Annotated in this window: 17 protein-coding genes; 7 read left to right on the top strand and 10 right to left on the bottom strand. The window is 64.8% G+C overall.

Annotation, left to right across the window (positions count from 1 at the left end):
* Positions 1-71: 71 nt before the first annotated feature.
* Together QFZ33_RS13180 and QFZ33_RS13185 are read right to left on the bottom strand one after the other, a co-directional pair.
* Positions 72-392 (bottom strand): hypothetical protein, encoded by a 321-nt coding sequence (locus QFZ33_RS13180; RefSeq protein ID WP_307028110.1) that lies wholly within the window; start codon positions 390-392, stop codon positions 72-74.
* A 110-nt stretch (positions 393-502) separates the two neighbouring features.
* On the bottom strand, positions 503-760 hold the full coding sequence (locus QFZ33_RS13185) for a hypothetical protein (RefSeq protein WP_307028112.1): 258 nt from the start codon (positions 758-760) through the stop codon (positions 503-505).
* Positions 761-966: 206 nt separating this feature from the next.
* On the opposite strand from QFZ33_RS13185, the gene QFZ33_RS13190 reads away from it, so the two are divergent.
* Entirely contained in the window at positions 967-1,701 is a 735-nt protein-coding gene (locus tag QFZ33_RS13190) for a GAF and ANTAR domain-containing protein (RefSeq protein ID WP_307028114.1), read from the top strand.
* A gap of 371 nt (positions 1,702-2,072) precedes the next feature.
* Here QFZ33_RS13190 and QFZ33_RS13195 read toward each other — a convergent pair whose 3' ends face one another.
* The 5 genes from QFZ33_RS13195 to QFZ33_RS13215 all read right to left on the bottom strand — a co-directional run bounded on the left by QFZ33_RS13195 (position 2,073) and on the right by QFZ33_RS13215 (position 7,789).
* A complete protein-coding gene (locus tag QFZ33_RS13195) occupies positions 2,073-2,420 on the bottom strand; it encodes a DUF202 domain-containing protein (protein ID WP_307028117.1) in 348 nt (115 codons plus the stop codon).
* Between the two features lie 2 nt (positions 2,421-2,422).
* Entirely contained in the window at positions 2,423-2,818 is a 396-nt protein-coding gene (locus tag QFZ33_RS13200; RefSeq protein WP_307028120.1) for a YidH family protein, read from the bottom strand.
* 66 nt (positions 2,819-2,884) lie between these two features.
* Complete coding sequence (locus tag QFZ33_RS13205) at positions 2,885-3,895, bottom strand: formylglycine-generating enzyme family protein (RefSeq protein ID WP_373427274.1); 1,011 nt, start codon at positions 3,893-3,895, stop codon at positions 2,885-2,887.
* A 99-nt stretch (positions 3,896-3,994) separates the two neighbouring features.
* A complete protein-coding gene (locus tag QFZ33_RS13210; RefSeq protein WP_307028122.1) occupies positions 3,995-6,349 on the bottom strand; it encodes an arylsulfatase in 2,355 nt (784 codons plus the stop codon).
* 57 nt (positions 6,350-6,406) lie between these two features.
* Positions 6,407-7,789, bottom strand: a complete 1,383-nt coding sequence (locus tag QFZ33_RS13215) for an MFS transporter (protein WP_307028124.1) — start codon at positions 7,787-7,789, stop codon at positions 6,407-6,409.
* A gap of 626 nt (positions 7,790-8,415) precedes the next feature.
* On the opposite strand from QFZ33_RS13215, the gene QFZ33_RS13220 reads away from it, so the two are divergent.
* Both QFZ33_RS13220 and QFZ33_RS13225 read left to right on the top strand, forming a co-directional pair.
* Positions 8,416-9,225 (top strand): IclR family transcriptional regulator, encoded by an 810-nt coding sequence (locus tag QFZ33_RS13220; protein ID WP_307028127.1) that lies wholly within the window; start codon positions 8,416-8,418, stop codon positions 9,223-9,225.
* Positions 9,226-9,267: 42 nt separating this feature from the next.
* Positions 9,268-9,702, top strand: coding sequence for a rhodanese-like domain-containing protein (locus tag QFZ33_RS13225; RefSeq protein ID WP_307028129.1), 435 nt, complete (start codon positions 9,268-9,270; stop codon positions 9,700-9,702).
* An 86-nt stretch (positions 9,703-9,788) separates the two neighbouring features.
* Here QFZ33_RS13225 and QFZ33_RS13230 read toward each other — a convergent pair whose 3' ends face one another.
* The 3 genes from QFZ33_RS13230 to QFZ33_RS13240 are packed head-to-tail and all read right to left on the bottom strand — an operon-like array spanning position 9,789 to position 11,963.
* On the bottom strand, positions 9,789-10,193 hold the full coding sequence (locus QFZ33_RS13230) for a RidA family protein (protein ID WP_307028131.1): 405 nt from the start codon (positions 10,191-10,193) through the stop codon (positions 9,789-9,791).
* Positions 10,190-10,996 (bottom strand): IclR family transcriptional regulator, encoded by an 807-nt coding sequence (locus QFZ33_RS13235; protein ID WP_307028132.1) that lies wholly within the window; start codon positions 10,994-10,996, stop codon positions 10,190-10,192. Before QFZ33_RS13235 ends, QFZ33_RS13230 begins: the two co-directional genes overlap by 4 nt.
* Positions 10,956-11,963: a sugar kinase gene (locus QFZ33_RS13240; RefSeq protein ID WP_307028133.1), complete on the bottom strand. Its 1,008-nt coding sequence runs from the start codon at positions 11,961-11,963 to the stop codon at positions 10,956-10,958. The genes QFZ33_RS13235 and QFZ33_RS13240 overlap by 41 nt, the downstream gene beginning before the upstream one ends.
* Positions 11,964-12,210: 247 nt before the next feature.
* Between QFZ33_RS13240 and QFZ33_RS13245 the strand changes: the two genes are divergently transcribed.
* From QFZ33_RS13245 to QFZ33_RS13260, 4 genes are read left to right on the top strand one after another with little or no spacing between them, the layout of a single operon-like run.
* Positions 12,211-13,527 carry an alanine racemase gene (locus QFZ33_RS13245; RefSeq protein ID WP_307028134.1) on the top strand — a complete coding sequence of 439 codons (1,317 nt, stop codon included), beginning with the start codon at positions 12,211-12,213 and terminating at the stop codon, positions 13,525-13,527.
* Positions 13,528-13,537: 10 nt separating this feature from the next.
* Positions 13,538-15,190: an N-acyl-D-amino-acid deacylase family protein gene (locus QFZ33_RS13250; protein WP_307028135.1), complete on the top strand. Its 1,653-nt coding sequence runs from the start codon at positions 13,538-13,540 to the stop codon at positions 15,188-15,190.
* The gene (locus QFZ33_RS13255; protein WP_307028136.1) at positions 15,187-15,822 is read left to right on the top strand and encodes a bifunctional 4-hydroxy-2-oxoglutarate aldolase/2-dehydro-3-deoxy-phosphogluconate aldolase; all 636 of its coding nucleotides are present in this window, start codon (positions 15,187-15,189) and stop codon (positions 15,820-15,822) included. The genes QFZ33_RS13250 and QFZ33_RS13255 overlap by 4 nt, the downstream gene beginning before the upstream one ends.
* Before the next feature lie 24 nt (positions 15,823-15,846).
* Complete coding sequence (locus QFZ33_RS13260; protein WP_307028137.1) at positions 15,847-17,235, top strand: GntP family permease; 1,389 nt, start codon at positions 15,847-15,849, stop codon at positions 17,233-17,235.
* Positions 17,236-17,445 lie beyond the last annotated feature (210 nt).

Consider the following 17,445-nt stretch of genomic DNA (forward strand, 5'->3'; position numbering starts at 1 on the left):
TCCTTTCATGACGATCTGCTGCCGTGCGGTTGCATCCCGGCGGGCTCTAAATCGGGCGATACAGGAGGCGCTCATTCTGGCAGTTCCATCTGGAAGCCGCAGGTGCACCTGAGCACACGGGTGGAGAAGTAGACATCCAGGGCGTCCTCGCTCACCCCTTCTGTGGACAGCGGCGCAGACAGCCGGCGGAGCTCGGATCCTGCCTTTTTCATTGGCCGCCCGCAATGCAGGTACTGCCAGCCGAAGATCAGCACGTCACCTGTTTGCTCCGCTCTGGCCAGGACCGCGGAGAGGTCAGCGACCTGGGCGGGATGCTCGCTGAAGAGCCCGCACCGGCCGCATGTGTAGGACACCAGGACGACGGCGGCCGGCTGATCCGGAGGATCTGTCACGGATCTGATGATGAGGTGGCGGTCGGTTCCGCAGTAGTCACACATCACCGGCAGAGTCCGTGCACGGCCTTCGCTGCCGGGCCCGAAGCTCGGAAATCCGAGTGACATGATCAGCCGGCGTACGGGTAGCTCGAGAGGATATAGTCGGCTGCGGCCCGTCCCTTCATCCTTGGCCTGCTTCTGTGGATGTTGACGCGGCACCGGCGCATGCCTGCCCGGAAGGACGCGTCGGGTTCGGGTGTCAGCCCTTGCAGCAGGCACCAGCTCGTGTAAAGCCCGTACAGGCAGTCCGGCCCCAGCGGGCAATCAGTGTCGGGGGCGGGGGAGGTGGCATCGTGAAGGAACTGCTGGAAATGCGAGGTGGCCATGTCAGGCTCTTTCCTCAAGGTGCAGAATAAGCCGCCATTGGGCTACAGCGGCATTGCCTCCGGACGCTGCACACCCCCGGAAGGGGATCCTGCGCGAAGTCCTGCACGCCGGATCCGTATTCACGCTACCCCTCGCCGGCCGGAGCTGTACATAGCGGGCAACGCCATACAGGAGGCAACGCCGCCGACGGCCGTAAGATGGACCGATGTCGAGTTCATCGGAAAACGAACCTCTAGACCAGCTCCAGAACGTTCTGGTGGGCGCAGAAAATGCATCGGAGTTCCTTTCCGGGCTCTCGAAGCTCGCCGCCTCCGCGGTTTCTGAAGCTGCCGACGACAACGTCGAATGCGCGGTCACCGTCAAAGTGAGGCGTAGGCCCACTACTGCCGCAGGCAGCAGCCGACGCGCTGTGGAGCTGGATCAGATAGAACAGGCCATCGGTGACGGCCCCTGCATTGCAGCGCTTCGGCAGATGACGCCGGTGGTGATCGACGACGTCTCTTCGGATTTGCGGTGGCCGGAGTTGAACCGGAAATTCGCAGCAGCGGGCGTACACAGCTCGTTAGGGGTGCCCCTGGAAATCAGCGGCGGAGCCAGCGCCGCATTGAACTTCTTTGCCTCCAAGCCCGGTGCCTTCACCCCAGGCGTCTACGACAGGGCCGTCGGCTTTGCCGCCGCGGCCCATAACACGTTGCACCTCTCCGTCCGCATGGACACGGCACAGAACCGGGCGGAGGATCTCGAGGCGGCGATGCAGAGCCGGACAGCCATTAACCTGGCGTGCGGGGTAATCATGGGGCAGAACAGGTGCTCGCAGGCCGAAGCGATGGACATCCTCACCAAGGTCGCCAGTAACCGCAACCGCAAACTGCGTGACGTAGCCACCGAACTGATCGAACAATTGTCCGGGGGCAGTATCCAGACGCACTTCGACGCGTAAGCAGCCGGCCAGCGATCGTGTCCAGCGGACTCGCGCGGGCCGCCAGGGCCTGTCGGGCATCAGTCGTGGCCTGAGCACCTTTCCGGCCGCGAAGACAATGGAACCTTGGGGAAGCCCGGGTCCATTGTGGGCGATGGATTCTGCGTTGTAGCAACCTTGATCCAGCTCGCACCGCTGGCCGTAAGACCTCCACCAACCGGCCACGGCTTGGCAGGGCGCCGCTTGGCCCGGCTCGAGCACCCGAGGCGCCAGTACGTCTTGCAGCAGTCCTTCCCCGCTGTCATTCGGGTGTGCCGTGGGTTTTATTCGGCTGCAGTTCCGGATGACCTCGACCGGGTAGGGACACGTTCAAGATGGAACCGTGCAAACAGTCAAGGGCTCAGCGGTAGGAAGAGGACGGTATAGATCCCCAGTGCTGCGAGGATGACGGCACTGGTGGCCACTGCTGCTATTGATGCGATGTCCGGCGTCATTCTTTCCTGCTGGATGCCGCGGATGGCGCGGTGGAAGCGGCGCCTGCGGGTGAGGCTAATTGCCAAGGCGGTGCCGACGGCAGTGGCCACGAGGGGGCCGACGAGCCAGCCACGGTGGGGCATCCAGCGGAGAAAGACGGTGGCGGCAACCACCATGGACATGGTGGTGCGGCCCCAGGCAAGGTTCGTGCGTTCCGGCTGGAGGCCGGCGTCACCGTGCTTCGGGCTGCTGCTTGGTGTCGGCACGGTCAGGCGGCCCGGACGAGGACGAATACGACCATGACGGCCGCGACGAGGGCGCCGCCGGTGGCAAGCAGGGGAGCGATCAGGGGGACCGGAAGCGGGGCTCTGTGGCGCATCAAGCGCTCGACGTTGAGCCAGCGGAAGAAGGAGCCGCCGCCGATCACCAAGGCCAGGGCCAGCAGGAGCACGGCGATGGTTTTGCGCAGTTGGGCATTGAAGAGGTCGGCCATGAAGGCTTCGACCGCGACGCCTCCGGCGAGTAGGGCCAGGGATGTGCGGATCCAGGCCAGGAATGTGCGCTCATTCGCCAGGGTGAACCGCGGATCCGGTTCCTCTCCGCCGTGCAGTATTCGGATGGATAAGCTGCCGCGTCCTCCGCCGGGCCGGTTTGTTTGTGTCAAGGTTGTGGTTTCTCCTATGTTTAGGTGCCGTTTCAGTTAAGGGCCAGTGATCGAGTTCTGCGTGGGTCAGCTGAGCGCTGCCGTGCGGAAGCCTAGGTTGCCGGAGGAGGATTCGGGTGTGTTTGAGGTGCGGGCTGCCACGCGGTACCGGTTGCAGTAGGAGTCGTGGCAGAGGTAGGAGCCGCCGCGCATGACCCGTCCGGCGCCGATGGTGGGTCCTTGGGGGTTGTCGGTGGGGGAGTTGCGGTAGTACTTGGGCAGGAACCAGTCGGCACACCACTCCCAGGCGTTGCCGGCCATTTCGTACAGACCGTACCCGTTGGGCGGGAAGGTGCGGACCGGGGCGGTGCCGAGATGGCCGTCGTCGAGCGTGTTGGTGGTGGGAAAGGTCCCTTGCCAGATGTTGCACAGGTGCTCGCCGCCGGGCGTGAGTTCGTTGCCCCAGGCGTAGCGCAAGCCGTGCAGGCCGCCGCGGGCGGCGTACTCCCACTCTGCTTCAGTCGGCAGCCGCCGTCCGGCCCAGGCGCAGTAAGCCAGCGCGTCATTATGGGAGACGTGCACCACTGGGTGGTCCGGGATGTCCTGCCAGACGGAGTCCGGCCCGGCGGGGTGTGCCCAGTCCGCCCCGCGGACGTTCAGCCACCACGGCGCCCCGGCGGCGGTGCCGAGGATCTCGCTTTTCGGGGACCTGACCAGCAGATGGAAGACCGCGGACGTGCCGTACTGCTCCGCCTCGGTCCGGTACCCGGTGGCTTCAACAAATGCGCCGAACATGGTGTTGGTCACGGCCGTCGCATCAATCCGAAAATCATCCAGCCGCACCTCATGCGCCGGCGTCTCGCCATCGGCAGGGTAGCCCTCGGCAAACGCGTCCCCCATCGTCAAAGCGCCGCCTGGGATTTCGACGTCGTGATGTAACCTTTGCCCGGTCAGGCAGATGTTGCCCACATGCCTGCCGTTGGCCACGTCCGACAGAAGCGGCTTACGGGAGGGCGCACAACATCTCTTCGGCTGGCCGTTGGCAAGAGGGCCGCTACCAGATGAGTCTTTTGTGGAGTCGGTGATTGGCAGGTTCATATTTCCTCTTCTTCAGCTTTTCGGGCACGTCGCTGGGCAGGCACCCCCGGCAGGTGGCCTCGCCCTGTTGGCGCGGCAAGGCCACCTGCCCGCCCTCCGTTACTGGTGGGCCAGCGCCATGCGCTGACGGTCGGCAGCCGTGAGGTGCTGGTTGTGATCGTCGTCGTGCAGGTCGATGCGCACAGTGTGGAGCGTGCCCGTGAACGCATTCTCCACAGGGAGGTAGTCATCGGTGACCGGCGTGCCGCGGTCGACGCCGACGTTGAGCGTCTCGTCGAAGGAGAAGTAGTAGGCCGTGGTCTGGCCTACCCTGCCCTTGCCGACGATCTTGCCGTCGGCCGCGAGACGGATTTCCGCGCCCTGGCCGATGCCGCCGCCGTCGTAATGGAATTCCATGGTGAGTTCCTGGGTGCCAGGGACGAGGGCCTCGTCGGAGCGGACGATGTAGAGGTCCCGCCCGTAGCAGTTGTGGGCGTAGCGGAGGCGTCCATCAGCCACGTACAGGGACCAGCCGCCGAACCGTCCGCCTTGGGCTATCAGAACTCCATCGGCACCTCCCTCAGGAACGTCAACCCGGGCGGTGACACTGTGCGACCTGTTCTTCACGTTGAGGGTGGTCTCTTCGGTGAAGCGCCCCATGCCGGCACGGTAGGTGACAGTTGTCCGGTCGCCAAGCAGGTCGATCCGTCCGGCAACTTCGGGGTTTTCCCGCTCCGTGACCCGGTCATCGAGGGGGAACACGTTGTACTTGCTGGCCTCGATCAGGAACAACTGCTGCAGCTCCCGCAGCTTCTCAGGGTACGCGTCGGCGAGGTTGTGGGCCTGACTCCAGTCGTCTCTCGTGTCGTAAAGCTCCCAGACATCCTCGTCGAAGGAGGGCAGCCCTTCAGGGACCATTTCCCACGGTGTCCCGTGGCGGGTCACTGCCGTCCAGCCCTCGTGATAGATGCTGCGGTTGCCGCACATTTCGAAGTACTGGGTGCGCCTGCGGTCCTCGGCATCGGGAGCGTTGAAGGTGTAGACCATGCTGGTGCCTTCGATGGGCTGCTGGGTCACGCCGTTGAAGGTAACGGGGTGCGGGATGCCTGCCGCTTCGAAGATGGTCGGGGCAATGTCGATGACGTGGTGGTACTGGTGCCGCACGCCGCCACCTTGCTGGATGCCGTTGCCCCAGCGCATGATCATGCCGTCGCGGGTGCCGCCCAGGTGGGAAGCTACCTGCTTGGTCCACTGGTAGGGGGTGTTCATGGCCAGCGCCCACCCGACAGGGTAAATGGCGTACGTGGTCGCGTCGCCGAGGGCGTCGAGCTCCTGGGACATGGCTTCCGTGTTGTCTTTGAAGCCGTGCCCAACCAGGTGCTCGCGCATGGTGCCTTCGATGCCGCCCTCACCGGAAGCACCGTTGTCACCGAGTACGTAGATGAAGAGTGTGTTGTCGAGCTCCCCGATCTCGCTTAGTGCGTCAACGAAGCGCCCGACCTGGATGTCCGTGTGTTCGGCGAACCCGGCGTAGGTTTCCATGAAGGAGGCTGCCACCCGGTGCTCGGTGTCGTTGAGCTCGTCCCAGTGCGGCACGACGTCGGCCCACGGGCTCAGCTCCGCTGATTCGGGGACGACGCCCAGTTCCTTCTGCCGGGCAAGCGTCGCCTCGCGCTGGGCGTCCCAGCCGTGGTCGAAGCGGCCGCGGTACTTGTCCCTCCATTCGGGAGCGACGTGGAACGGCCCGTGGGTGGCGCCGAAGGCAATGTAGCTGAAGAAGGGTTTTTCGGGGGTGAGGGTCTTCTGGGTCTGGACCCAATTGATTGCGTGGTCGACGAGGTCTTCCGATAGGTGGTAACCGTCTTCCGGGCGGCGTGCGGGCTCCACGGGGGTTGTGCCGTCGAAAAGCTGGGGGTACCAGTGGTTCATCTCGGCACCCATGAAGCCATAGAACTTATCGAATCCCTCCCCGATGGGCCACCGGTCAAAGGGCCCGGACGGGCTGACCTCGCGGGGCGGGGTCTGGTGCCACTTGCCGAACGCCGCGGTGCTGTACCCGTTCTGGCTCAGGGTCTGGGCGATTGTGGCGGCACTGGCCGGACGGAATCCGGTGTATCCCGGGGCGGAGGTGCTCATCTCGGTGGTCACTCCCATGCCCACTGAGTGGTGGTTCCGTCCCGTCATCAGAGCCTGCCGGGTCGGTGAGCATAGTGCTGTGACATGGAAGCGGCTGTAGCGGAGCCCTTCATCGGACAGTTTTTCCGCTGTCGGCATTTCGCAGGGACCACCGAAGGCACTCGAAGCGCCGAAGCCCATGTCGTCGATGAGGACGACCACCACGTTTGGAGCGCCGTCCGGCGCCCGAAGCGGGGCAACGGGAGTGAATGGTGCCACTTGTTGATGGATGCTCATCGCCGCCGTGACCGACTGGCTTCTCCCCGCCGGGATGGGGAGTATTTCGCGGATTTCACTCATAGTAGTTTGCTCCTGTCGTGGGTCTGCAGAGTTCTTTGATCAGTTTTTGCCGGCGGCTCAGAGATCCGAGCCGACCTTGCAGGCTGTGGCCGGTGTTGGCGGCACAACCTGGATGGCGCCCGTCTCTTCCAGGGAGCGGCTGCGGGTTTCTTCTGCCCAGGCGATGCAGGCAAGGAAACCGATGAAGGTGATGCCGGCCCCGATGAACATGGTTGCTGAAGTTCCGAGGGTTACCAGTGAGACCGGCACGAGGAACGTACCGACGGCGGCCCCAAACCTTGTCAGAGCTACCGCGACGCCGACAGCTGCGGCACGGATTCTTGTCGGGAACAGCTCGTTGGGGTAGGCCCATTCGAGGATGCTGGGACCGCCGGAGAAGAGGGCGTAGAGGCAGAAGAAGGCGACAATGAGGGGGCTGGGTGCGTTGGTCCATAATCCGAGCGCGATCAGTGGGAGCACCATGAGTCCGAATGACCAGATGATGGTCCTGCGCCGGCCGATGGTTTCCAGGAGCTTCATGGCGGGCAGGCACCCGAGTGCGAATACCAGGTTGATGATCGCCGTTCCGAGGTTGGCGACGTTACCTGCCCCCATTCCCAGGGAACCCAGCAGCTGCGGACCGAAGGTAAGCAGCGCGAACAGGGGAATGATGGCACAGGTGAAGAAAATGATGATGAACAGCATGCGGCGCAGGTAGATTCCGCGGAAAAGGTCGACGATATTGCCGCGGGATTCCCCGCTCCGGGGCAGGCTGCCGGTCAGTTCAGCGGCGGTAACGCGGACGTGCAGGGAGTTTTCGATCACTTTGCGGGCCTCGTCCACCCGTCCGGCGCCTACCAGCCACCGGGGCGATTCCGGAGTGCCAATGCGGAGCAGGAAAACAACTAGTGCCAGAATCGCGCCGCTGCCCAGCATCCAGCGCCAGCCGTCGCTGCCCATAAGTTCGTTGATCAGGTAACCCACGAGGTACGCCAGTGATGCACCGATGTACCAAATGATGATGACGGCGCTGAACATTCCGGCCCGCCGCTTCCGTGGAAGCCATTCAGAAAGCAGTGCGGTCGCGATCGGATAGTCGGCGGCAATGGCGGCGCCGATGATGAACCGTAGTGCGATCAGCTGCCAGGCTTCGGTGGCGACTACCGAGAGGGCAGAGGCGACGACGAGCACGAGCAGGTCGAGGGTGTACATGGGCTTACGGCCAATGCGGTCCGTAAGCGGGCCACAAATCAGGCCACCGAAAAACATCCCGATAAGGGAGGCAACACCGACCGTTGCCTCCACGCCCGTATCCAGGTGCATGTGGCCGGTGATTCCGGGCAACGCGATCCCAACAATGGCGAGCAGGTAGCCGTCAAGTAATGGGCCGCCTGAACATGCGGCCGTTAATTTGCGGTGGAAACCTCGGACAGGTGCATCATCAACAGCAGTGAAACTCATGGAAATGATCCTCAAAATTAGTTGTTGGGTGCGCCACTTGCATCGCGGGGTTCGGCGGGCAAGGGCATGCAGGCCAGGGACTTACTTTTCGATCAGGCCTTTCATCACTGGCCCCGTTCAGCAGGCCAGGCTGCCTCATGGGGGAGGGACGGGGTAGGAATTGATCCGGTTGTCATCATTCGCTCCATCGCGAAGTGAGCGACCAGTTTGGCATTGCCGCCCAAACAGCCGGCAGCAATTGCGTGCAAGGGGTGGGCATCCCGGATGGCAGTGCGCCGGGGAGTGCCAGGTAAAACCGCGACGATGCCCCGCATCTTCCGTCTCCTTGTCGTCGCCACGGAAACAACCGATTCACCGGCTGCTCGCACTGCGAAGTTGGCAGTCAAAGTTGTTCGACATGTGCACAACGTTGCGTTGTCCGCAACTTCTTGGTTTTAGTGTTACCCGGATCACGGCGGAGGTCAAGACTTTTGACAGAAGATAAGAGGCTCTTTCATGTGAGGCCCGCCCTTCAAAAGCGAAGTGGCGGACAGTCACCATCGCAGCCCACACTGCCCGCGGAACGTGCTCCCAGATGGCCCTTCCTCGCCGCCGTAAACCATGGGCATGAGTGAGAGTATGAAGTCATGGCTATTTCAGTGCGTGACGTTGATGCGAATCCCAATGGGGACCTTCAGGGTGGAAGTCTTCAGTCAGTTGATCGCGCCATCACAGTCCTAAAGATTCTGGCCCGTACGGGCAGTGCCGGAGTCACGGAAGTCGCCGAGCAAATGGGAGTCCATAAGTCAACAATTTCCCGGCTTCTTCGAGCGCTCGAAGCACAAGGAATGGCCCAGAGCAGCGGGAGGGGGAAGTACCAGCTCGGACTTGGCATCCTGCATCTGGCCAATTCGATACCGATGCGGCTTGATCTGGCCAAGGAAGCGCGTCCAGCTCTCGAAGCCCTCGCCTCCAAATTCGGGGAAACCGTCAACCTAGCCGTTTTGAGCTCGAACCACGTCGTTAACATCGACGAGGCGTTCGGGCCATCAACGTTGGGAACCAAGAACTGGATGGGTCTTCCTACACCGATTCACGCGACGTCTAGCGGAAAAGTATTTTTGGCCTCACTGTCCGCCGCAGAGCGGGACCGCGTGCTCAACGAACTGGGTATGCCCGCGGTAACAGACCAGACCATCACCTCGCGGCAGGAACTGGAAGCGCAACTGGCGGCAGTGGCGAAGTCAGGCTACGCGACGGTGCGCGGAGAACTCGAGGACGGCCTCAATGGCATTGCCGTTCCTCTCCGTGGCCATCAGGAAACCGTAATTGGGGCCGTAAGCATCTCGGGTCCGTCCTTCAGGTTCGAACCTGAAAAACAGCCTGGGTTAATCGGAGAGCTCAAGCAGGCAGGCCTGAAAATCAGCGAAAACATGGGATTCCGTCCGAGTCCCTAACCTAACAGGGAAGAGGTCGGAAAGCGCTTGGATAGGACACGCATGATTACCGAAGACGCAGGCCCGCGCAACGCGGACAGGACGGCTGCGGCATTCTTTCGCGCGAAATTGAAGTTCGAGATCGACGTCATGGATGTTGCCGAAGCCCCTGAGGGCACGCTCGTGCTGGTGGACACTCGGCGGCAGTCGTCCTGGGAGCATGGGCATATCCCGGGTGCCATACATATTCCTACTGCCGACATCCCCTCCTGTGCCCCGGAGTTGATCCCTTCCGGGATGAGCGTGGTGGTCTACTCGTGGGGGCCGGGCTGCAACGGCAGCACGTTCGCGGCCCTCGCGTTCGCCGAGCTGGGATATCCGGTGAAGGAAATGATCGGCGGCATCGAGTACTGGGCCCGGAACGGGCTCCCGGTGGAAAGGGCTTCCGGTGTGAGCGCGGAGAAGCCCGACGGACTGGTGACGGCGCACACAGGGTAGCAACGCGCAAATTCCCGGCAACCACCCCCAGAAACGTTCGACGGCGGCACTCGCCGAGTGCCGCCGTCGAACCTTAACGCTTGGGACTACGCCGTGACCGCCAGTGCGTCGATCTCCACGAGCATCACCTCGTGCGGCAGGTCGACGAACACCGTGGTGCGACTGGGAAGTGCGCCGCTGGGGACGTTTTCGCGGATGAACTCTCCGTAGACCTCGTTCATGGCGGGGAAATCGTCCCGGGTGGTGAGGTATACGCGGAACATCAGCACGTCTTCAACGGACGAACCGCCGGCTTCGAGGATGGCCTTGACGTTGTCCAGGGTGCGGCGGGTCTGGACGCGGACATCCCCCTCGCCGATGTACTGGTTGGTGGCGGGATCCATGGGACCCTGGCCGGAGACCTGAAAGAATCCGCCCTTCTGGATGCCCTGGGAGAATACGTGTGCCGGGGCGGGGGCGTTATCGGTCAGTACTACGGTCTTTTCACTCATGCTGAGTTCCTTTCGTGGCTGGTCCAGCCGAGGTCATGGGAGACGGCCTCGGTGCTGGCTTTGAGGTCGGGCAGCAGCTCCAGCAGTCCTTCATAGCTGAGCATCACCACCGGTACCGAGCAAGAGGCTGCGGCAACAACAGCGCCGCTGGCGTCGCGGATGGGGGCCGCGATGCAGTGCACGAACGCTTCGTGCTCGGCGTTGTCGTGGGCCCAGCCCTGGATCCTGACCTGTTCCAGTTCGGCCAGCAGGGCCTCCGGTGAAGTCAGGGTGTTCTCGGTAACTTTGATGTAGTCCAGCCCCGCCGCGATCTTTTCCTGCCGGCTGCGCGGCATGTCGGCGAGGAGGACTTTCGACACGGCAGCCGAGTGCAGCGATGCAGTCAGGCCGATGCGCGAATACATGCGGACCGGGTGGTGGGATTCGAACTTGTCGATGTACACCACCTCGTTGCCCTCGAAGGCCGCCAGGTGCACGGTGTGTCCGGTGCGGCCGTTCAGGTCGGCCAGGTGCGGGTGGGCCACCTTGCGGATGTCACGCTGCTCCAGGGCCAGGGAGGAGAGCTCGAAGAGTTTGGAACCGAGCCGGAAACGCTGGTCCTCATCCCGGACCACGAACCGCTTCTCCTCCATGGCGTGCAGCAGGCGCATCACCGTGGTTTTATGCACGGCTGCCTTGGAGGCCAGCTCGTCCAGCGTGGCGGGCTTGGTGGCGAGTTCGGCGAGCAGGTCGATGGCCCGCATGAGGCTCTGGCTCACAGTGTCACGCTCCGGTCCTGGTATGGAAGTGTCCGTCTTCAACATGGATGGCGGCCCAGCCGGCGTCCGTGGATTCGAGGATGGTTGAGAGCTGCGCGGCGTCGGGGAGGGGCCCGCGGTCGCCGTGGACGGTGAGGGTGCAGGCCGCTGCCACGTGGCCCCTGCGGAGACTTGCCTTCGGGCCCAGGCCGAAGAGGATGCCGCTGAGGTACCCGGCGGCGAAGGAATCGCCCGCACCAACGGGCTCGACGACGTCGACGGACAGTGCGGGGACCTCGTCCCGGGTGCCGCTGCGGTCGAGCGCAATAGCGCTGATCGCCTCGTTCTTGATGACCAGCACCTCAGGATCGGGCATGAGCCGCCGCAGTTCCGTTTCGTCGGTGGTGCCGAAGGCGTGATCGGCTTCGTCCTTGCCTACGAGCACGACGTCGGCCAGGTTCGCCAGCCGCTGCAGTACAGAACGGTCCCGGCCTGCCCAGAGGGCAGCCCGCCAGTTGACGTCGAAACTGATGGTCCGGCCGTTCCGCGGTGCAGCCAGGATGGTTTCGAGCAGCTCCAGGCAATCGGGGGAGAGGGCGGCCGTGATACCGCTCAGGTGGATGAGTGCCGCATTCTCCAGCAGGCCGGCGACGGCGGGGCTGGCCAGCGTGGCCCGTCCCATGGCTGAGGCCGCGCTTCCCTGCCGGTAGTACAAAACTGAAGCGCCGCCGTCGGGCCCTGGTTCCTGCGCAGGCACTTTCACGTAGAGCCCGGTGGGCAGCGCGTCGTCGACCTCGACGCCGGAGACGCCAACGCCGTGGCTGCTGAGCTCGTTGAGGATCCGCGTGCCGAAGCCGTCGCGGCCGACGCGTCCCACCCAGTGCGTATCCAGGCCCATGGCGGCCAGGCCCATGGCGACGTTCGACTCGGCACCGCCGATTCCGCAGTGGAGCTCGGTGGCCTCGTGGAGCGGAACGGCTTGGACAGGGGTAAGCATGGCCATCGTCTCGCCAACACATACAGCTGAAAGCATAAATCTCCCGCACTCACTCTCGCGCTTTTCAGCGGCACTCTGACGCCGCGGTACGGAGCGTTCCGCGGCGGATTGAGTGGCTCTGCGGGCACGCCGCGGCCTTGACTCCCAATCCTGCACCATGTTAGACATATCACCAGCAGGTTTGCAACCAGCGTTGCAAAATACGCAACGCAGCAAAAACCTCAGTCAACACAACCCCACAACGCAGCTTCAAGAACGCAGCACCGCGAAAGGGAATGAACCCGTGAACACCTCCGAAGCCATTTCGGCAACCGCCGTCGCCGCACTGGCAGACCGCCAGCTCGACTGGCGGCACAAGGCCGTACCGGCGACCGCCAACGGGACCACCCATGCCGGGTTCGTCGCAGCCAGGCACCCGCTGGCGGACCTCCAGACCCCGCTGCTCACCCTGGACGCCGGTGCGCTGCAGGGCAACGCGGACCGCCTCGCGTCGTGGTGCAAGGACCACGGCGTCCTACTGGCCCCGCACGGCAAGACCACCATGGCGCCGCAGCTCTGGGCCGAACAGCTCAGCCGAGGCGCCTGGGGCATTACGCTGGCCAACTTCGCGCAGCTTCGCGTCGCCCGTGAGTTCGGTGTCCGGCGCCTGCAGCTCGCCAACAGCCTCACCGATCCGCACGCCATCGAGTGGGTTGCGGCCAACGCCTCGGCCGGGGCGCCCATCCTGTCCTGGGTGGACTCCGCCGGCACCGTGGAGGTCATCAACAACACCCTGGCTGACAGCGACTCCGCCCTCGATGTCCTTGTGGAGCTTGGCGCCCACGGCGGCCGCACCGGCGCCCGGGGCGTGGACGCAGCGTTGGGCGTGGCCCGCGCGGTTGCCGCCTCACCGCACTTGCGGCTGGTGGGCGTCAGTGGCTACGAGGGGTCGCTGGCCCACACCGCGGACGACGCCGGCCTGGCCGCCGTCCGCGGCTACCTCGCGCAGATGCGTCTGCTTCACGAGCGACTGCTCGCCGACGGCCTCTACGGCACCGACTCGGTCATCCTGACCGCCGGCGGCAGCGCGTACTTCGACGACGTCGTGTCCGTACTTGCACCGTGCATCGGCAGCGGTTCCGAAGGCGCCCCACAGGACGGCCCCCGCGTGGAACTGATGATCCGCAGCGGCGCGTACATCATCCACGACGACGGTTTCTACCGCGGGATCTCGCCGTTTTCCCGCGACGGCGGTAACCCCTTCAAAGCCGGAATGCACGGCTGGGCCCGCGTGGTGTCGCAGCCCGAGCCGGGCCTTGCCATCCTCGACGCCGGTAAACGGGACCTGCCCGTCGACGAAGGGCTGCCGCGTCCCCAGCTGATCGGGCCTGCCCTCGGCGGCCGCATGGAACCCCTCGCCGGCGCAGAAATAACCGCCGTCAACGACCAGCACTGCTTTATGACCTTCGACGCTGGCACCACCAATGTGCGTCCGGGCGACGTGGTGCGGCTGGGCCTGTCCCACCCGTGCACCGCCTTCGACAAGTGGACGCTGATCCCGGTGCTCGCGGACACGGACATCGACCAGACCGTCGTGGACCTCATCCACACGTTTTTTTAGGAGGAACGCGGTGAAGACACTCATCAGCAACGCCGTCCTGGTGGACGGAACCGGCGCGGGCCGTCGCCCCGCGGACGTCCTGCTCGACGGTGCGGTGATTGCCGTCGTCGCCGACGCCGGAACTCTTACTGCAGCGGAAACCGGCGCCCACCGCACCATCGATGCCACCGGCCTGGTCCTGAGCCCCGGCTTCATCGACATGCACGCGCATTCGGACCTTCAATTGCTGGTCAACCAGGACCACTACGCCAAGCTCAGCCAGGGCGTCACCACGGAACTGCTGGGCCAGGACGGGCTTTCCTACGCACCTGTGGACGACGCCACCCTGGCCGGTGTGCGCGAGAAGATCGCCGGCTGGAACGACAACCCCGCGGACTTCGACTGGGACTGGCGGACCGTGGGGGAATACCTGGACCGCCTGGACCGCCACGACGACGGCGGCCGGATCGCCACCAACGCCGCCTACCTCGTGCCGCAGGGGACCGTCCGGGCCATGGTGATGGGTTTCGCCGAAGGAGACCCCACGACCGAACAGCAGCAGCGCATGCAGGACGCCGTCCGGACGGCCATGGAAGAAGGCGCCGTCGGGATGTCCTCCGGGCTCACCTACACGCCCGGAATGTATGCGCGCACCGAGGAACTCGCCGGACTCTGCCGTACCGTGGGCGAACTGGGCGGCTTCTACGCGCCGCACCACCGCTCCTACGGCAAAGGCGCCCTTGCTGCCTACGCCGAGATGATCGGACTAAGCCGGGACACGGGCTGCGCCCTGCACCTCTCCCATGCCACCATGAACTTCGCCGAAAACAAGGGCCGCGCCGGTGAGCTGCTGGACCTGATCGATGAAGCACTCGACGGCGGCGTGGACATCACCCTGGACACCTACCCCTACCTGCCCGGAGCCACCACGCTCTCCGCCATCCTGCCCAGCTGGGCTTCCTCCGGCGGCACCGAGGCAACCCTGGAGCGCCTGGCCACCCCGGACACCCGGGCCAGGATCCGTGAGAGCGTGGAGATCTACGGCTCGGACGGCTGCCACGGCGTGGTGGCCGAATGGGACACCCTGGAAATCAGCGGCGTCCAAAACCCTGCGCTCGCGGACTGCGTCGGCAAGACCATCAAGGGCGTCGCTGCGGAAACGGGCGAGGAACCGTTCGATGTCTTCGCCCGGATCCTCCGCGAGGACCGCCTCGGCACCGGGATCCTGCAGCACGTCGGCCACGAGGAAAACGTCCAGGCCATCATGAAGCACCGCACGCACACCGGCGGCAGCGACGGACTCCTGGTCGGCGCGAAGCCGCACCCGCGCGCCTGGGGGACCTTCCCCCGCTACCTTGGGCACTACTGCCGCGACCTGGGTTTGCTGACCCTCGAGGAAACCGTCCACCACCTCAGCGGACGCCCCGCCGCGCGGCTGAAACTGGATCGCCGCGGCCTGGTCCGCGAAGGCTACGCAGCAGACCTTGTCCTCTTCGACCCGGATGCCGTCCGCGACGAAGCCACCTTCGAAAACCCCCGCCAGGCGGCCGCCGGCATCCACTACGTGTTCGTCAACGGCACCCCGGCCATCGACAGCGGGCAGCCCACCGGCGCCCGCGCCGGCCGGGCCCTTCGCCGCAGCCCCGACGGACGCACCCGAGCAGGAAGTACCGAAACCGCATGACACCCGAAGAATTTGTCCGCCAGCTGGAAGCGGACCGCACCCTCGCCGTCGTCCGCGCGCCGTCCATCCCCGACGCCGCGGAACTCTGCCGGGCACTGGCTCACGGCGGCATCCGCAGCGTCGAGCTGACGTTCACCACGCCGGATGTGCTCACCCACGTCAAGCGCGCGGCGGAGGCGGCAGCGGACCATGGCGCCGCCGTCGGGGTTGGCACCGTCATGACCGCAGATCAGGCGCGGGCCGCCATCGACGCGGGAGCCCGGTTCCTGGTGACGCCCGGCCTCCGCCGCGAAGTGGCCGCCGTCGCGGTGGCTGCCGGCGTCCCGTTCAGCCTGGGCGCCATGACGCCCACCGAGGTGGCCGAGGCGCTAGATCTGGGCTCCGCCGCGGTCAAGATCTTCCCCGCCCGGCAGCTCGGACCGGTGTACCTGAAGGACCTGCAGGGCCCCTACCCGGGCATCCGGTTGCTTCCCTCCGGAGGCATCGACGCCTCCAACGCCAAGAGCTATCTCGATGCCGGTGCCGCCGCGGTCTGCTGCGGCACCAGCGTAGTCCCGCCCGCAGCCGTCGCTGCCGGCGACTGGGCAGAGATCGCGGCACGCGCCGCCGCCTTCACCGGCACCCTCAAGTAGGACTTACGGAGAAAGAGAACGTTCATGAATGAATTCCTCGACTGGCTTCGGCACGACACCGCAGGCTTGCTCGTTCTGGCAGGCAGCGGTATCGCGCTCCTGCTGTTCCTCATCATCAAGGTCAAGCTCGAACCGTTCATTGCCCTGGTGGGAACCGGCGTGCTGGTTGCCCTGGTGGGTGGCATCTCGGTGGAGGCGCTGGTTGGCTCGGCCACCAAGAGCAGCGACGCCCTGATTGAAAAAGGCTTTGCGGGCATCCTGGGGCACATCACCGTGATCATCGGCCTGGGCACGGTGCTCGGCGCCATCCTCGAGCGATCCGGTGGGGCGGAAGTGCTGCTGGGCAAGCTCGTGAAGGTCTTCGGCGAAAAGGGCACGCCTCTCGCCATGGGCATCACTGGGTTCGTGCTGGGTATTCCGGTGTTCTTTGATATTGGCATCTTCGTGCTGGCGCCGCTGGTGTATATTGCGGCCATTCGCGGCGGCAAGTCCCTGGCTCTATATGCACTGCCCCTACTGGCCGGCCTCTCCGTGACGCACGCGTTCCTGCCTCCGCATCCGGGTCCCGTCGCCGCGGCCGGATTGTTCCAGGTGGACCTGGGCTGGATCATCCTCATGGGCCTGGTTTGCGGTATTCCGGCCTGGTTCGCCTCCGGCATCCTGTGGGGCACTTGGATCGGCAAGCGCGTCATGGTCAACGTTCCCGAAGACCGCATCGTGCCAGAGGCCGAGGAAGCCAAGGGCCACGAGCCGTCCATCGGCCTGGTGCTGCTGGCGATCGGCCTGCCGATGCTCCTTATCCTAGGCGGTACGTTCGGCAATATCTTTGCTCCGGACGGTCCACTGCGTGACGTACTCCAGTTCTTCGGCAACCCGGCGATTGCCTTGACCGTCGCCGTGCTGATGGCCATGTGGCTCCTGGGCATCCGCCGCGGCATGACCTCCGCTGAGCTCAGCGAAATCACCGGCTCCTCGCTGCGTCCTGTGGGCATGATCCTCCTGGTTGTCGGCGCAGGTGCCTTCTTCGGCGCTGTTCTGTCTGCCACCGGTGTCGGAAAGGCCGTGGCAGACACCCTGGCGCAGGCAGGACTGCCCATCATCCTGTCCGCCTTCGTCATCAGCGCAGGCATGCGCATCGCCCAGGGTTCGGCCACCGTGGCGATCGTAACCACCGGCGGTATCCTGGCGCCGAGCCTTGCGTCCGGGTACTCCCAGCCGCAGCTCGCCCTGATTGTGGTGGCCATTTCCTCCGGCTCCATCATTGCCAGCCACGTCAACGACGGCGGTTTCTGGATCATCTCCAAGTACTTCAATATGTCCGTCAAGGACACCCTGAAGACCTGGACGGTACTCGAAACCGTGCTGTCCGTAGTGGGCTTTGCGATGGCGGCGCTGCTGTACCTGTTCGTGTAGGTCCCAGAACCGCGGAGCGGACGACGGGTCTCCAGAGGCCAGCGCGGGCTGCGGGCGTGGTGGCGGGGCCAATCGTTGCCGGCGTCCCCACAGCTTGCCGTTGCGGGTTCCCTCGGCGGACCGGCTGGGTTTACCTTGGGTGGTAGCCTCTCCCGCCCTGTGAACTGCCACTGGTACGCTCGGCGTGTCACCAGTTTGCGGGGAGCCGAG

The organism is Arthrobacter globiformis (genome assembly GCF_030815865.1).
In the GTDB taxonomy this organism is placed as follows: domain Bacteria; phylum Actinomycetota; class Actinomycetes; order Actinomycetales; family Micrococcaceae; genus Arthrobacter; species Arthrobacter globiformis_B.

What these genes read in the sequence shown, in the direction of transcription:
- QFZ33_RS13205 (WP_373427274.1), bottom strand. Translation starts at nt 3,895, where the DNA reads ATGAACCTGCCAATCACCGACTCCACAAAAGACTCATCTGGTAGCGGC.
- QFZ33_RS13260 (WP_307028137.1), top strand. Translation starts at nt 15,847, where the DNA reads ATGAATGAATTCCTCGACTGGCTTCGGCACGACACCGCAGGCTTGCTC.
- QFZ33_RS13230 (WP_307028131.1), bottom strand. Translation starts at nt 10,193, where the DNA reads ATGAGTGAAAAGACCGTAGTACTGACCGATAACGCCCCCGCCCCGGCA.
- QFZ33_RS13210 (WP_307028122.1), bottom strand. Translation starts at nt 6,349, where the DNA reads ATGAGTGAAATCCGCGAAATACTCCCCATCCCGGCGGGGAGAAGCCAG.
- QFZ33_RS13220 (WP_307028127.1), top strand. Translation starts at nt 8,416, where the DNA reads ATGGCTATTTCAGTGCGTGACGTTGATGCGAATCCCAATGGGGACCTT.
- QFZ33_RS13185 (WP_307028112.1), bottom strand. Translation starts at nt 760, where the DNA reads ATGGCCACCTCGCATTTCCAGCAGTTCCTTCACGATGCCACCTCCCCC.
- QFZ33_RS13225 (WP_307028129.1), top strand. Translation starts at nt 9,268, where the DNA reads ATGATTACCGAAGACGCAGGCCCGCGCAACGCGGACAGGACGGCTGCG.
- QFZ33_RS13235 (WP_307028132.1), bottom strand. Translation starts at nt 10,996, where the DNA reads ATGTTGAAGACGGACACTTCCATACCAGGACCGGAGCGTGACACTGTG.
- QFZ33_RS13240 (WP_307028133.1), bottom strand. Translation starts at nt 11,963, where the DNA reads ATGCTTTCAGCTGTATGTGTTGGCGAGACGATGGCCATGCTTACCCCT.
- QFZ33_RS13215 (WP_307028124.1), bottom strand. Translation starts at nt 7,789, where the DNA reads ATGAGTTTCACTGCTGTTGATGATGCACCTGTCCGAGGTTTCCACCGC.
- QFZ33_RS13255 (WP_307028136.1), top strand. Translation starts at nt 15,187, where the DNA reads ATGACACCCGAAGAATTTGTCCGCCAGCTGGAAGCGGACCGCACCCTC.
- QFZ33_RS13190 (WP_307028114.1), top strand. Translation starts at nt 967, where the DNA reads ATGTCGAGTTCATCGGAAAACGAACCTCTAGACCAGCTCCAGAACGTT.